The sequence below is a fragment of the Nocardioides xinjiangensis genome, from assembly GCF_017916455.1.
Classification (GTDB): Bacteria; Actinomycetota; Actinomycetes; order Propionibacteriales; family Nocardioidaceae; genus Nocardioides; species Nocardioides xinjiangensis.
This window is the reverse complement of record NZ_JAFMSY010000001.1, coordinates 1,269,848-1,283,330: the sequence shown is the minus strand read 5'-3', so window position 1 is coordinate 1,283,330 and position 13,483 is coordinate 1,269,848. Positions and strand designations below refer to the sequence as shown.

The following is a 13,483-nucleotide window of genomic DNA, read 5'->3' as shown; positions in this document are numbered from 1 at the left end:
CGAGGCGCCAGCGTCATGCGGATCGGGGGCTATAGGTGCGGCTTCGTATGACGTCCGCCCGCGGCGGCGCCAGCGTCATGCGGACCGGCACTTATAGGTGCGGCTTCGTATGACGCCCGCCGGCGCCACGCCCGCCGGCACCTACGAGCCGTCGACCTTCTTCATGCCGACCAGCCCCGGACGGTACGACGGGTCCTCGAGCTGGGCGATCGTGGGCGAGCCGAACATCGGCAGGCCCTGCTGCTTGCGGATGAAGCCCCACACGATCGGCAGCACGAGGAGCACCGCGATGCCGACGCCGGCGATGAGCATGGGGTGGGTCTCCTCCTTGCCGAGCGGCGCCCAGCCGGCCTTGTCGAGCAGCGCCACGCCGCTCATCGTCAGCACGACGACGATGCCGCGCCGGATGAAGGACTGCGGGACGCGCGGCGCGAGCGCGGAGCCGATGAGCGTGCCCGGGACGGAGCCGAGCAGCAGCGGCACGAGGATGCCCCAGTCGATGCCGTGCAGGACGATGTTGGACACCGCGGCCGCCAGCACCAGCGGGACGGCCTGGACCAGGTCGGTGCCGACGAGCTTCACCGCGGACAGCCCCGGGTAGAGCATCAGCAGCGCGATCATGATCACCGAGCCCGAGCCGACGCTGGTGATGCCGACGAGGAGGCCGCCGAGCGCGCCGACCAGGAGGGTCGGCACCGGGCGCAGTCGGGGGTTGTCGTCGGGGTGCTCGCCGCCGCGCACGCGGAGCAGGTTGAGGTAGAGCCGGAGGGCGTACGTCGCCGCCGCCAGCAGCAGGGCGAAGCCGATGCACAGCAGCAACGTCTCGTCGATGTCCTCGGGATCGACCGCCCACGACACGAGGTGCGGACCCAGCAGGGCCATCGGGATGGAGCCGATCATCAGCCACATCGCGAGCTTCATGTTGGGCGAGCCCTCGCGCTTGTGCACGAGCGCGCCGCCGGACTTGTAGACGGCGGCGGCCGTGAGGTCGGCGGTCACCACGGTGGCCGCCTCGCCCACGCCGAGGAAGATCAGCGCCGGCGTCATCAGGGCGCCGCCGCCCATGCCGGTGAGCCCCACCACGATGCCGACGAAGAAGCCGGCCGCGAGGATCGAGAAGAAGGTGACGGTGAGGAGCTCGAGCATCAACGGTCTCCGAGGAGTCGGGGTACGACGACGCTCAGCATGGCAGTGATTCTGCCGGTCGCCGTCGTGGCGGCCGCCCTGCCCCGCCGGTAGGGGTCGGCGACGTCGTGGTCGGGCGAGGTCGGGGCACGCCGCTGGCCGGCGGCCTCGACGAGCTCGCGTCCGCTGAGGCCGGGCAGGTCGGCGATGGTCGCCTCGAACTGGCCGAGGGTGAAGACCTTGCGGTGCAGCTGCGGGAAGTCGTCGAGGATGTGCTGGCGGTGCACGGACTCGGCCGTGAGGACCAGGTCGGACTCCTCGAGCAGCTGCGCGGTGAGCAGCCGGCTGCGGAACCCGTCGCCCGCCCCCGGCGCGAGGGTCGGGGGGAGGGTCGGGGCGACCTCGGCGTCCATGGGGTGGCCGTCGCGGGCGTGCGTGCCGCAGCTGCCGAACACGATGTCGGCGTCGCCGGCCAGGTCGCGGGCGATGAGCTCCATCGTGGGCGAGCGGCAGATGTTGGCGGTGCACACGAAGAGCACCCGGAGCGGCTCAGGCATGGCCGCCCGTGAGGTGGAGGTGGCCGGACTCGTCGAGCGCGACCAGCACGTCGTGGAGCGCGTCCTCGACGGAGCGGCCGGTGGTGTCGACGCGGACGGCGGCGTCCTCGGGCTCCTCGTAGGGCGAGGAGATCCCGGTGAAGTCGGGGATCTCGCCCGCCCGGGCCTTGGCGTAGAGGCCCTTGCGGTCGCGACGCTCGCACTCCTCGAGCGGCGTCGCGACGTGGACGAGGAAGAACGCCCCGCCGGCCGCCTCCACCATCTCGCGCACCTGCTGGCGCGTCTCGGCGAACGGCGCGATGGGCGAGCACACCGCCACCCCGCCGTGGCGGGCGATCTCGGCGGCGACCCAGCCGATGCGGCGGATGTTGGTCTCGCGGTCGGCCCGCGAGAAGGTCAGCCCGGCCGAGAGGTGGCGGCGTACGACGTCGCCGTCGAGGCTGGTGACCGTGCGGCCGCCGCGCTCGAGCAGCAGGTCCATCAGGGCGCGGGCGAGGGTGGACTTGCCGCTCCCTGAGAGCCCGGTGAAGAAGAGGACGAGGCCCTGCTCGTCAGCCGCGGGCCGGTCCTCGTCGACGATGGCGGCGATCGGGGCCGGCAGGTCCCCGTCGTGGTCCGCCAGGGCACGCACGGGGTCGCCCCCGGCGTAGGTCGCGACCACCTGCGTGCCGAGGGCGTGGTCCGCCTCGGCGTCGCCGTGGGACGGCAACGGCACCGCGACGACGGTCGCGTCGCCGAGCAGCTCGGCCGCCGCGAGGCTCGCCCGGACCAGGGCGACGGGGGAGAGGGTGGCGGTGCCGGTGCCGGTCAGGGCCAGCAGCACCACGCGGCCGAGCTCGCGCAGCTGCGCCAGGTCGCCGTCGGTGAGCGCATCGGCGACGGGGACGAAGGTGGCGCCGGCGTGCTGCGCACGGACCTCGGCGGGCGTGAGGTGGAGCCGGCGGAAGGGGCCGTACTGCGCGTGGGTCAGCGGCTCCAGCGACCCGTCGGCCGACACCCGCGCCAGCGGCAGCCCCTCCGGGTCCACCAGCTCCGCCTCGTCGACGCCCTCGGGGAGCCGGAGGGTGACGACGCTGCCCGGCTCGTTGAAACGGCGGAGCGGCGCGTAGGCGCCGGAGGCGAGGAGCTCGAGGTCGTCGAGCTCGGTCGGCGTCGGGCAGTGCTGGATCACCCGCGCATCCTCTCACCCGGGCGAGAAGTAGCCTGCGCCCATGTCGTCTGCCGCCGCCGCTGGTCTGCCCGTCGTCGCCGAGATCGTCCGGTCGGGGTTCGTGGAGGGACACCACTACGGGTCCGTGGTGGCACTGGCCGCGGACGGCACCGTCGAGTGGTCGGTCGGCGAGGTCGCGGCACCGGTCCTGCCGCGGTCGTGCAACAAGCCGCTCCAGGCGCTCGCGATGGTCGACCTCGGCCTGGACCTGCCCGACGACCTGCTCGCGCTCGCGTGCGCGTCCCACTCCGGCGAGCCGTTCCACGTCGAGGGGGTACGCCGCACGCTCGCCTCGGCAGGGCTCGACGAGTCCGCCCTGCAGACGCCGGCGGACTACCCGCTCGACGACGCCGCCCGGGAAGCCGTGGTCCGCGCGGGCGGAGCCAGGGCGCCGATCCTGATGAACTGCTCCGGCAAGCACGCCGCGATGCTCGCGACCTGCGTCGCCCGGGGCTGGGACACCGCCACCTACCTCGACCCCGCCCATCCGCTGCAGGTCGCGATCCACGACACCTTCGCCCGGGTGACCGGGGAGCCCGTCGCCGCGGTCGCCGTCGACGGCTGCGGCGCCCCGCTGCTGGCCACCTCGCTCACCGGGCTCGCCCGCGCCTTCGCCCACCTCGCCACGGCGACCGACGGCCCGGCACACCGGGTCGCGGAGGCGATCAGGCGCCACCCGGAGCTCGTTAGCGGCACCACCCGCGACGAGCTGGCGCTGCACCGCGCGGTGCCCGGCCTGATCGGGAAGGCCGGCGCCGAGTCCTGCTACGCCGTCGCCGTGCCCGACGGGCGGGCGTGGGCCCTCAAGACAGACGACGGCGCGGCGCGGGTGCGACCCGTGCTGATGGCCGAGGCGCTGCGCCGGTCCGGCGTCCTCGAGGAGGACGGCGTCGACGCCGCCGCCGTTGCCGCCACCGGCCGACTCCCGCTGATGGGCGGCGGCAAGCCCGTCGGCGAGATCCGTGCTGCCTTCTAGCTAGCGCCTTCCATCACGATAGGGATGGCTTTTGTGAGGCTGCTCACCGTTCTGCGGGGTTGCGGCTGCTAACCGTTGTTAGCACACTGGGAGGCATGGCCAAGGACAGGAGCACGAAGGCGGGCGACCGGGCCACCAAGGCCGTCGCCGGCTCGATCGGCTCGCTCGGGGACTACCTCAAGGAGCACCGCCTCGCCGCCCAACTGTCATTGCGGCAGCTCGCCGACCAGGTCGGCGTGAGCAACCCCTACCTGAGCCAGATCGAGCGTGGCCTGCGCAAGCCGTCGGCCGAGGTCCTCCAGCAGCTCGCGCGGGCGCTCCGTGTCTCGGCCGAGCAGCTTTACGTGCGCGCCGGGATCGTCCACCCCGATCCGGGACAGGCCGGATCGGTGGAGCTCGCGATCCTCGCCGACACCGGCCTGACCGAGCGGCAGAAGAACTCGCTCCTCGACGTCTACGCGTCGTTCCTCGCGCTGAACGACCTTCCCGAGGCCACCACCGCACGACCCACCGACCCGCCCGAGTGAGATCCGCCCGGGCCCCGCAGCAGAAGGAGCACCACATGCCCAGCAGGTTCGACATCAAGCTCGACGTCACCGAGGCCCTCAAGCCCGTCCTGGCCGGGGTCGGGGCGACCGACCTCGCCGTCGAGGCCGTCCGTGAGGCCGTCGGCGACGTGCAGAAGCGGGTCGCCGCCGTGCAGAGGCTGGACGCCCGGGTGCAGCGCGCCGCCGTCGAGGCCCGGGTCGCCGAGCTCCGGGCCGGCGCCAGGACGTACCCGGCCAAGATCACCACCCAGGTCTCCAGCCTGCTCGGGGAGAACGTCGCGGCCGCCAACGCCGCCTACGCCGACCTGGTCAAGCGGGGCGAGTCGCTGGTGGGTCGCATCCGCCGCCAGGAGTCGACCACCGCCACCGTCTCCTCGGCGCGGTCCACCGTCGCCGGAGCCAAGGCCACCGCCGCGCAGGCCAGGGAGGCCGCCGAGGCGAATGCCGACGCCGCTGACAGGACCGCTGCCACCAAGGTCGCGCCGGCCCCGAAGCCGACCGCGAAGAAGGCCACGCGGAAGGCCGCGGCCAAGAAGGCCGCAGCGACCACCGCACGCAGGACGGCCGCCCGCAAGACGAGCGCCGCCGGGGGCAGCGCGAAGGACACCGCCGCCGCGGCGAGGAAGACCGCTGCCAGCGCCGCGCAGGCCGTCACCGACGCCGCCCAGAAGGTCGGCGACTGACGCGAGCCGGCCGTCGCGAGCGCAGCCCGCAGTCGTTCCGGAGCAGGAGGCCCCCGTCCGCGCGGACGGGGGCCTTCCTGCGTTCCCCTACTCTGGTGCGGTGAACATCTACGAGGTCCAGGGCACGTTCTTCCTCGTCGTGCTCGTGGTGCTGCTCGCGATCAAGGGCTTCGCGTTCGTTAGCTCGTTGATGTGGTCGGCCGAGGCCTACGACGCGGCCGGCAAGCTGACCAAGCAGGCGTGGTGCGCGATCACCGGGCTCGGCTTCGCCGCGCAGCTGATCCTGCTGGGGTCGCCGCTGAACATCATCAGCCTGGTGTTCACCATCGCGGCGCTCGTCTACCTCGCCGACGTCCGCCCCGCCCTCCGCGAGGTGACCTCGCCCCGCTAAATGCCGGGCCGGCCCAGGTAGCGGTCGAGGGCGGCCATCGCGTCCTCCGGCTCGAAGCCGGTGGCGCGGAGCTTGTCCAGCGACATCGCCGAGTTGAGCGGGCGCGGCGCGAACGGGTTGCCCTGCGCGAACACCCCCTCGGCGTACGCCGTCGTGGTGGTGCCGGAGACGTCCTCGGCCCGCCGGCCGGACCGGGCGAAGACGGCCTGGGCGACCTCGCGCCACGACATCGCGGGGCCGCCGTTGGAGACGTGGTAGGTGCCGAACGCGGCGCCGGTCTCCAGCAGGTGCCGCGTGGCGCGGACCAGCTCCTCGGTGAACGTCAGCCGCCCGACCTGGTCCTCGACCACGCTGGGCGAGACGCCCTTCTCCGCGAGCGCCTGCATGGTGCGCACGAAGTTCCTGCCCTCGCCGATCACCCACGAGGTGCGCAGCACGTAGTGGCGCGGCGCGAGGCCCACCGCCAGGTCGCCGGCGGCCTTCGACTGGGCGTAGACCCCGAGCGGGGACAGCGGCTCGTCCTCGGAGTGCCCCGGTGCGAGCGGCGCCGTGCCGTCGAAGACGTACTCCGTGGAGTAGTGCACGAGCGTGAAGGCGTGCTGGCGGGACAGCCCGGCGAGCGTCGCCGGCGCCGAGGCGTTGGCGGCCCAGGCCGCCCGGCGGCCCTCCGGCGTCTCCGCGGCGTCGACGGCGGTGTACGCCGCAGCGTTGAGCACGACGGCGTACTCGTGCCAGGGGAACGCGGCCACCGCCTCGGCGTCGCTCACGTCGAGCTCCGCGCGGGTGCGGGTGTCGGCTCCGGGGAACGCCGCGGCGAGGGCGCGGCCGAGCTGGCCCCCGGCGCCGAGGACGAGGGTCCGCTTAGGGGCGATGGCGGTGGCGGGGTCGAGTGCGGGGTTGCCGCGGTCCTTCTCGCTGACGATGGCCTCCGACAGCGGGATCGGCCAGTCGATCGCGACCGTCGGGTCGTCGAGCGCGAGGGCCGGGTAGGCGATGCCCGGGCGCCAGTGCTCGTTGACGAGGTAGGTGTAGGCCGTCGCGTCCTCCAGCGTCTGGTAGCTGTTGCCGACGCCGCGCGGCACGAAGACCGCGACCGAGGTGTCCATCTCGAGGGTGAAGGTCGTCCCGAACGTGTCCCCCTCCCGCATGTCGACCCAGGCGGCGAAGACGCGGCCGGTCGCGAGGGAGACGAACTTGTCCCACGGCTCGGTGTGGATGCCCCGGGTGACGCCCCGGTCGGTGTTGAACGAGACGTTGTTCTGCACCGGACCGAAGTCCGGTAGCCCGATCGCGAGCATCTTCTCGCGCTGCCAGTTCTCCTTGAAGAACCCCCGGTCGTCGTCGCGCCGGTCGAGGCGTACGACGACGAGGCCCGGGATCGGCGTGGTCTCGAGGGACGGCAGGCTCACTGGCCCTTCTCCGCGTACTTGGCCTCGGTCGCGTCCTTGTGGGGGCGCCACCAGTCCTCGTGCTCCTGGTACCAGCGGATCGTGTCGGCGAGGCCCGACTCGAAGTCCTGGAACCTCGGCTGCCAGCCCAGCTCCTGGCGCAGCTTGCCGGACTCGATGGCGTAGCGCAGGTCGTGACCGGCGCGGTCGGTGACGTGGTCGAAGTCGTCCTCCGACCGGCCCATCAGCCTGAGGATCAGGCGCACCACCTCGAGGTTGTTCTTCTCGCCGTCGGCGCCGATGAGGTACGTCTCGCCGATGCGGCCCCGCTCGAGGATCGCCAGGACGGCCGAGGAGTGGTCGTCGGCGTGGATCCAGTCGCGGACGTTCTCACCGGAGCCGTAGAGCTTGGGACGGATGCCGTCGATGACGTTGGTGATCTGCCGCGGGATGAACTTCTCGATGTGCTGCCACGGACCGTAGTTGTTCGAGCAGTTCGAGACCGTCGCCCGGACGCCGAAGCTGCGCACCCAGGCGCGGACCAGGTGGTCGGAGCCGGCCTTCGACGCCGAGTAGGGCGAGGACGGGTTGTAGGGCGTGTCCTCGGTGAAGCGCTTCGGGTCGTCGAGCTCGAGGTCGCCGTAGACCTCGTCGGTCGACACGTGGTGCAGCCGCTTGTCGTGCCGGCGGACCGCCTCGAGGATCGTGTAGCTGCCCAGGATGTTCGTGCGGATGAAGGGGCTCGGGTCGTGCAGCGAGTTGTCGTTGTGCGACTCCGCCGCGAAGTGAACCACGGCGTCGTGCGCCGCGACGAGCGGGTCCACGGCGTCGTCGTCGGCGATGTCGCCGACCACGAGCTCGACCCGGCCCTCGGGGAGCCCGGCGATCGACTCGCGCGAGGCCGCGTAGGTCAGCTTGTCGAGCACCGTGACGTGCAGATCTGTGTGGTTCACGACGTGGTGCACGAAGTTCGACCCGATGAACCCCGCGCCTCCGGTCACGAGAAGGCGTTCCATGCGGGGGAGTCTAGGGCGCAGCGGCCGCAGCGACCGACCCGGTGACGCTGAACCCCGGCTGGGTCACCAGGCCGGGGTCGGAGTACGACGCGACCCCGCGGCCCGTGCGCGTCCAGCCCTCCGGCAGCTCGTCGACGTCGTAGCCCTCGGGCCAGTGCACCGTCACCGACAGCGCCTGCGGACGAACCAGCCCCTGGGGAGTCGCGTCGAGCCGGTAGGTCACGGTGCCGTCGCCGGGTGCGACCGCGGCCGCCGGCACGTCGTACTCCAGCACCGCCTCCCGGGTCGCGCCGGGCGGCAGCGTGAGCCGCAGCAGCTTGTAGGGGCGGCCGTAGTAGTCGAACACGCGGGTGCCCTGGGGCGTGCCGCCGGCGACGGCACGGGTGACCTCGGCCCCCTCGGGGAGGAACACGCCGATCGTCATGCCGTTCCACTTGGTGACGTAGGTCCCGGCGCGGGGGTCCGGGAACGGCTGGACGTAGGGCGGGGAGTCGTTGTGGACCGAGACGGTCAGCCGCACGCGGGCCGACCCGTCCTCGGCGAGCCGGACGTCGCTGGTCACGTCGCGCTGCTGCCAGTAGTCCGCCTTGCTCCGGTTGGTGTTCTGGTTGAAGACGGCGACGTAGTCGTGAGGGGTGTCGGAGAGCTCCCCGGAGAGGCCGACGTCGGCGACCGCCGCCTGGAGGTCGGGGTGACGCATCCACAGCGCGAAGTGGCGGCCCCGGGCCGACGCCCGGAGCGACTCGATCTTCGCCACGCCGTCGCCGGGCTGGAGCAGCCGTTCGGCGAACAGGGGGACGATCGCGCGGTTGAGCTCCTTGCGGGCCTCGTTGTCGGGGAAGGTGTCGTAGTCACCGACGAGCTTCTCGGTGAACGTAACGGCGTCGAGCGTCCCGTAGCCGGGGGCCTCGACAGGCCCGGTGATCCGCAGCATGTCGGCCAGTGCGACGACGTCGACCGCCACGAGGCCGTCGACCTCGGAGTCGGTGCGCCGCTCCCATCCCCGCAGCAGCTCCTCGCCCGAGACCGACCAGTCGGGCGCGTACGTCGAGGTCGACAGGCGCAGCTTGCCGTCGTGGAACGGGTTGCCCTCGACCTTGTCCCAGCGGCCGACGCGGAAGAGGTCGGGGTCGGAGGTGTCGCGTGCCACGCCCATCGCCAGCCTGCCGTCAGAGACGTCCATCGGCACCACCGTGAGCGGAGCGCCGCCGGAGAAGCGCTGCTCGCTCGGGTTGAGCAGGGCCAGCAGGTAGGTCCGCTCGCCCTGGGCGCCGAAGAGCTCGGGCAGGACGTCGGTGAGCGGACGGGCACGGCGTGCCGCGGCGGCCAGCGGGTTGACGACGCGGGTCGCCTCGTCGCGGGCGTCGGCGAGGCGCGTGCCGACACCGACGGAGGAGTCGCCGACCTCGCTGAGCTCGAGCTGGGCGGTGTCGAGGTGGGTGCTGACCGCATCGACTGCCCGCACGAGCCGGTCGAGCGTCGGGATGTCGACCGAGCCGTTGCCGAACAGGGTGGCCCGCCTGCCGTTGACGGCCGGCCACGTCCCGACGGCCACCTCGGCCGCCGAGGTCAGGTGGTCGAGGGCGTTGCCGAGGTGGCGCACGTCCGCGACCGGCTCGCCGAGCACCGGCACCAGGCTCCAGATGTCGCCGCCGATGCCCTGCATCGCGCCCTGCACCTCGTCGGCGTGGCGCCGCGCGCTCTGCACGCTCGCCTCGGCCGAGGCGACGTCGCCCGCCGCCAGCGAGCTGCGCGCCGCCTCGAGGTCGGTCCTCGCGCCCTGCGCGTGACCGGGCGCCTTGAGGAACGGGACGGCGAGCAGGGCCAGGCCGACCAGCAGCAGCAGGAGGCCGCCGACGACCGTCGAGGGTCGGACCAGCCGCCGCTTCGACGTGGGACGGGAGGACGGCATGCGCACATGGTGCCAAACCGTCTGCGCGTCGTCGGGCGGACCGTGGCCCTAGGGTGCTCCCATGCGCGGAATCATCCTGGCCGGTGGCACCGGCTCCCGACTGCACCCGATCACCCAGGGGATCAGCAAGCAGCTCGTGCCGGTCTACGACAAGCCGATGATCTACTACCCGCTGTCCACGCTGATGCTCGCCGGCATCCGCGACATCCTCATCATCACCACGCCCCACGAGGCCGACGGCTTCCACCGGCTGCTCGGCGACGGCTCGCAGTTCGGCATCAACCTGACCTTCGCCGTGCAGCCCAGCCCCGACGGGCTCGCCCAGGCCTTCATCATCGGGGCCGACCACATCGGCGGGGACACGTCCGCCCTGGTCCTCGGTGACAACATCTTCTACGGCTCGGGCCTCGGCACGACGCTCCTGCGCTTCAAGGACCTCGACGGCGCCGCGGTCTTCGGCTACCACGTCGCCGACCCCCGGGCCTACGGCGTGGTCGAGTTCGACGCCGAGGGCCGGGCGCTCTCGCTGGAGGAGAAGCCGGAGCACCCCAAGAGCGACTTCGCGGTCCCGGGGCTCTACTTCTACGACAACGACGTCGTGCAGTACGCCGCCGACCTCCGCCCGTCCGCGCGCGGCGAGCTGGAGATCACCGACCTCAACCGCCGCTACCTTGAGGAGGGACGCCTGCAGGTCGAGGTCCTGCCCCGCGGCACGGCGTGGCTCGACACCGGCACGTTCGACTCGCTCAACGACGCCTCCAACTTCGTGCGCACGATCGAGGGCCGACAGGGCTTCAAGGTCGGCGCGCCGGAGGAGGTCGCCTGGCGCATGGGGTTCCTCACCGACGACGAGCTGCTCGAGCGCGCCGAGCCGCTGCGCAAGAGCGGCTACGGCGAGTACCTCGCCGCTCTCCTCAAGCACGGCTGACCGCGTTTCGACCCGCCACCGGCGGGGGAGGGTCAGGGACAGGGACCACCCCGGTCCCGACCTGACCCGCAGGAGGGCGCCGTGCCGGACCCGTCAACCCTCGACCTCGTCACGGGCGCGGCAGCCGCCCGGCAGGTCGCCGAGGACCCGTTCTGGTCCACCGTCGTGCGCCGGCATCCCGACGTCGACGTCGTGGTACTCCCTCCTGAGGCGGCCGCCGCGCCCGAGGTCGCCGGCGACGAGCCGACGACGGACCCGGCGACCGCCCGCGAGCAGCTGCGCGGCCGGATGGCGGCGCTCTGGGCGGCGCTCGGCGTCGACGCGGAGCCGACCCACCTCGACGACGTCTGGTTCGCGGGCAGTGCGCCCGGCACGCTGCGGTGGCAGGGCACCGCGACCTTCGACGAGCTCGACCCGGTCGTCGCCTCCGGCGCCCTGCGGCGGGCACGGGACCTGTTGGTCGAGGAGGACGGCTGGCACGTCCTGGCACCGGCCGACGGGATCCCGCGGGTCCTGGCCGGGCGGCCCGCCCGGCTCGGCCGCGAGGACGTCCAGGTGCTCGTGCCGAGCGGCTCCCGCGTCGTGGTCCGCGTCCGCTCGGCCCTGGTCGTCGTCGGTCCCCGGGCCGTCCGCGAGGCGCTGGACGGCGGTGCCTGATGGGCAGCCACCTCATCTGGCAGCTCGCGAGCCTGCGGACCGGCACCGACGGGTGGGAGGACCAGGAGTCCCTCATGGACGCCACCGCACGCGACTTCCGCAACGCCTCGGCGTCGGCGCTGCCGCCGAGCGTGCAGGGCGCCGCCACGGCGTTCCTGTCGCGCTGGGCCGGGTACGCCGACGAGAGCACCGCCATCGCGCAGCGGTTCGTCGGCGCCCTCCACGCGACCGCCGACGACTACTCGACGTCCGACGACGCCGTCGACCGGCAGTTCAGCGACCTCGACGGACGGCTGGGGCCGCGGCGATGACCGTCACGATCGAGATCCCCGCGTCCGTCCCCGCCCGGCTCGAGCGGCCCGAGGGTGACGCCGGCGGCGCCGACGCCCTCGCCACCACGCTCTACACCGCGGCCGGGCGCTACGAGGAGTTCGCCGACCGCTCCCGCGAGCTGCAGGAGCTCGGCAGCTGGGCCGGTGTCGCCTACCAGGGCTACAAGGAGGCCTCCGCGAAGGCCTCCGGTGAGCACGCCGCGATGGCGACCACGGTGCGTCGCGTCGCCCGCGGGGTGACGGCCTTCGCCGACACCCTGCGCGACCTGGTCTCCGACCACGACGACCTCGTCGAGCGCAAGCGCGGCCTCGACGACCGGCGAGCCCAGCTCATCGCCGACATCAACGCCGCGACCGACGCCACCGACAACGAGATCGCCGCCTTCCGGGAGCGGTCGGTCGACCTGCGCGCCGGCTACAGCGATCTGGTGAGGGCCGACGACGACCTGCGGCGCCGCGTGCGTGAGAACGAGACGCTCCTGCGGCAGGTCTTCGAGGCGGCCGACACGCTGTCGGAGTCGCTGTCGGAGGACGGCGGCGTACCCCCGATCGCGGAGTCCGCCATGAACCGCCCGGGCGCGCCGGGCAGCGGCGCGAGCCCCGAGCAGGTCCGGCGCTGGTGGGAAGGCCTCAGCGAGGCAGAGCGCGAGGCGGTGATCGCTGCCTACCCCGAGCGGATCGGGCAGGGCGACGGACTGCCGGCGGACGCGCGCGACCAGGCCAACCGCGTGATGCTCGACGACGACCTCGCCCGGCTGGGCGCCAAGGACGACGACGGCACCCTCTCCGAGCTGGAGCGCCGCATCCTCGCCAACGCCGGGCAGGCCCGCGACGCGCTGGTCAACGCCGACGCCTACACCGACCCCCTCGACCCGTCGCTCCGTCCCGGCGGCACGCTTTGGCTCTACGACCCGGCGGCCTACGACGGGGACGGCCGGGTGGCCGTGGCGGTCGGCGACCTGGACCACGCGAGCGACGTGGCCGTCATGACCCCGGGCATCAACACCGACATGACCGACACCACCTACTACACCGACCGGATGATGAACCTCTACGAGTCGACGCGCTACAACGGCGACGGCTCGAGCGTGGCGACGATGTTCTGGCTCGGCTACGACGCCCCGCACGGCCCCACGGACCTGGCGACGCTGAGCGAGGGGCGGGCCGAGGAGGGCGGACGCAACCTCGCCGACGCGATCGACGGCCTGCGTGCCTCGCGGCCCGACGACCCCGCACACCTCACCGCGATCGGCCACAGCTACGGCTCGACCACCACGGCGTACGCCACGCACGGCGACGCCTCCGACGTCGACGAGGTGGTGCTCATCGGCAGCCCCGGCGCCGGTCCGGCCGGCCACGCCGACGACCTCGGGCCGGGAGCCGACCACGTCTACGTCGGCCGCGACAGCCGCGACTTCGTCGCGGTCCTGGGCGACGAGGGCTGGATCGGCAAGCTCGGCATCGGCCTGGGCACGGATCCCTCCTCGGAGGACTTCGACGCCCACCGCTTCGAGGCCGAGGACGTCGACCGGTCCTGGCACCGCAACACCGGTGACGCGCACAGCTCCTACCTCGACAACGACACCGAGTCGCTCTACAACATCGGGCGCATCGTCGACGGGCACGGAGGCGACATCAACGAGGCCCCGCAGAGCTACGACCCGTGGTACGGGCCGGCGGTCGACCCGGAGTGGGACCGCGACCCGACGGCGGACCAGCCCGGCCGCTCCGACACGACCGCCCGCCGGTGATGATGAGGC

14 protein-coding genes are annotated in these 13,483 nt (G+C 73.0%); 8 read left to right on the top strand and 6 right to left on the bottom strand.

The genetic code is table 11. The annotated features are described in order from the left end of the window. Positions 1-141: 141 nt before the first annotated feature. The 3 genes from J3P38_RS06115 to cysC are packed head-to-tail and all read right to left on the bottom strand — an operon-like array spanning position 142 to position 2,853. Positions 142-1,146: a sulfite exporter TauE/SafE family protein gene (locus J3P38_RS06115; RefSeq protein WP_210438942.1), complete on the bottom strand. Its 1,005-nt coding sequence runs from the start codon at positions 1,144-1,146 to the stop codon at positions 142-144. Next, positions 1,146-1,682: an arsenate reductase/protein-tyrosine-phosphatase family protein gene (locus tag J3P38_RS17625; RefSeq protein WP_246849932.1), complete on the bottom strand. Its 537-nt coding sequence runs from the start codon at positions 1,680-1,682 to the stop codon at positions 1,146-1,148. The genes J3P38_RS06115 and J3P38_RS17625 overlap by 1 nt, the downstream gene beginning before the upstream one ends. Further along, a complete protein-coding gene (gene cysC / locus J3P38_RS18310) occupies positions 1,675-2,853 on the bottom strand; it encodes an adenylyl-sulfate kinase (RefSeq protein ID WP_307807745.1) in 1,179 nt (392 codons plus the stop codon). Before cysC ends, J3P38_RS17625 begins: the two co-directional genes overlap by 8 nt. A 40-nt stretch (positions 2,854-2,893) precedes the next feature. Here cysC and J3P38_RS06105 point away from each other — a divergent pair, with 40 nt between their 5' ends. From J3P38_RS06105 to J3P38_RS06090, 4 genes are all read left to right on the top strand, one after another. After that, positions 2,894-3,868 (top strand): asparaginase, encoded by a 975-nt coding sequence (locus J3P38_RS06105; RefSeq protein ID WP_210438941.1) that lies wholly within the window; start codon positions 2,894-2,896, stop codon positions 3,866-3,868. 95 nt (positions 3,869-3,963) lie between these two features. Beyond that, on the top strand, positions 3,964-4,395 hold the full coding sequence (locus J3P38_RS06100; protein ID WP_210438940.1) for a helix-turn-helix domain-containing protein: 432 nt from the start codon (positions 3,964-3,966) through the stop codon (positions 4,393-4,395). Positions 4,396-4,430: 35 nt separating this feature from the next. Beyond that, a complete protein-coding gene (locus J3P38_RS06095) occupies positions 4,431-5,099 on the top strand; it encodes a hypothetical protein (RefSeq protein WP_210438939.1) in 669 nt (222 codons plus the stop codon). Between the two features lie 100 nt (positions 5,100-5,199). Beyond that, positions 5,200-5,490, top strand: a complete 291-nt coding sequence (locus tag J3P38_RS06090; RefSeq protein ID WP_210502984.1) for a DUF2516 family protein — start codon at positions 5,200-5,202, stop codon at positions 5,488-5,490. Here J3P38_RS06090 and J3P38_RS06085 read toward each other — a convergent pair. Genes J3P38_RS06085 through J3P38_RS06075 form a run of 3 tightly spaced genes read right to left on the bottom strand, consistent with a single transcriptional unit; the run spans position 5,487 to position 9,806 of the window. Next, entirely contained in the window at positions 5,487-6,899 is a 1,413-nt protein-coding gene (locus J3P38_RS06085) for a sugar nucleotide-binding protein (protein ID WP_210502983.1), read from the bottom strand. The two genes, J3P38_RS06090 and J3P38_RS06085, sit on opposite strands and share 4 nt — an antisense overlap. After that, a complete protein-coding gene (gene rfbB, locus J3P38_RS06080) occupies positions 6,896-7,894 on the bottom strand; it encodes a dTDP-glucose 4,6-dehydratase (RefSeq protein WP_210438936.1) in 999 nt (332 codons plus the stop codon). Before rfbB ends, J3P38_RS06085 begins: the two co-directional genes overlap by 4 nt. Before the next feature lie 10 nt (positions 7,895-7,904). Continuing rightward, positions 7,905-9,806, bottom strand: coding sequence for a DUF4012 domain-containing protein (locus tag J3P38_RS06075; protein WP_210502982.1), 1,902 nt, complete (start codon positions 9,804-9,806; stop codon positions 7,905-7,907). Between the two features lie 61 nt (positions 9,807-9,867). Between J3P38_RS06075 and rfbA the strand changes: the two genes are divergently transcribed. The 4 genes from rfbA to J3P38_RS06055 all read left to right on the top strand — a co-directional run bounded on the left by rfbA (position 9,868) and on the right by J3P38_RS06055 (position 13,474). Beyond that, the gene (rfbA, locus tag J3P38_RS06070) at positions 9,868-10,734 is read left to right on the top strand and encodes a glucose-1-phosphate thymidylyltransferase RfbA (RefSeq protein ID WP_210502981.1); all 867 of its coding nucleotides are present in this window, start codon (positions 9,868-9,870) and stop codon (positions 10,732-10,734) included. A gap of 81 nt (positions 10,735-10,815) precedes the next feature. Then, positions 10,816-11,391 carry a hypothetical protein gene (locus J3P38_RS06065; protein WP_210502980.1) on the top strand — a complete coding sequence of 192 codons (576 nt, stop codon included), beginning with the start codon at positions 10,816-10,818 and terminating at the stop codon, positions 11,389-11,391. Then, a complete protein-coding gene (locus tag J3P38_RS06060) occupies positions 11,391-11,702 on the top strand; it encodes a hypothetical protein (RefSeq protein ID WP_210502979.1) in 312 nt (103 codons plus the stop codon). The genes J3P38_RS06065 and J3P38_RS06060 overlap by 1 nt, the downstream gene beginning before the upstream one ends. After that, the gene (locus J3P38_RS06055; protein WP_210438931.1) at positions 11,699-13,474 is read left to right on the top strand and encodes an alpha/beta hydrolase; all 1,776 of its coding nucleotides are present in this window, start codon (positions 11,699-11,701) and stop codon (positions 13,472-13,474) included. The genes J3P38_RS06060 and J3P38_RS06055 overlap by 4 nt, the downstream gene beginning before the upstream one ends. The last annotated feature ends 9 nt before the right edge of the window (positions 13,475-13,483 follow it).

Bases quoted from the DNA above. Each gene is read 5' to 3' on its own strand.
- J3P38_RS06115 (WP_210438942.1), bottom strand. From the start codon at position 1,146: ATGCTCGAGCTCCTCACCGTCACCTTCTTCTCGATCCTCGCGGCCGGC.
- rfbA (WP_210502981.1), top strand. From the start codon at position 9,868: ATGCGCGGAATCATCCTGGCCGGTGGCACCGGCTCCCGACTGCACCCG.
- J3P38_RS06100 (WP_210438940.1), top strand. From the start codon at position 3,964: ATGGCCAAGGACAGGAGCACGAAGGCGGGCGACCGGGCCACCAAGGCC.
- rfbB (WP_210438936.1), bottom strand. From the start codon at position 7,894: ATGGAACGCCTTCTCGTGACCGGAGGCGCGGGGTTCATCGGGTCGAAC.
- J3P38_RS06060 (WP_210502979.1), top strand. From the start codon at position 11,391: ATGGGCAGCCACCTCATCTGGCAGCTCGCGAGCCTGCGGACCGGCACC.
- J3P38_RS06095 (WP_210438939.1), top strand. From the start codon at position 4,431: ATGCCCAGCAGGTTCGACATCAAGCTCGACGTCACCGAGGCCCTCAAG.
- J3P38_RS17625 (WP_246849932.1), bottom strand. From the start codon at position 1,682: ATGCCTGAGCCGCTCCGGGTGCTCTTCGTGTGCACCGCCAACATCTGC.
- J3P38_RS06075 (WP_210502982.1), bottom strand. From the start codon at position 9,806: ATGCCGTCCTCCCGTCCCACGTCGAAGCGGCGGCTGGTCCGACCCTCG.
- J3P38_RS06105 (WP_210438941.1), top strand. From the start codon at position 2,894: ATGTCGTCTGCCGCCGCCGCTGGTCTGCCCGTCGTCGCCGAGATCGTC.
- J3P38_RS06055 (WP_210438931.1), top strand. From the start codon at position 11,699: ATGACCGTCACGATCGAGATCCCCGCGTCCGTCCCCGCCCGGCTCGAG.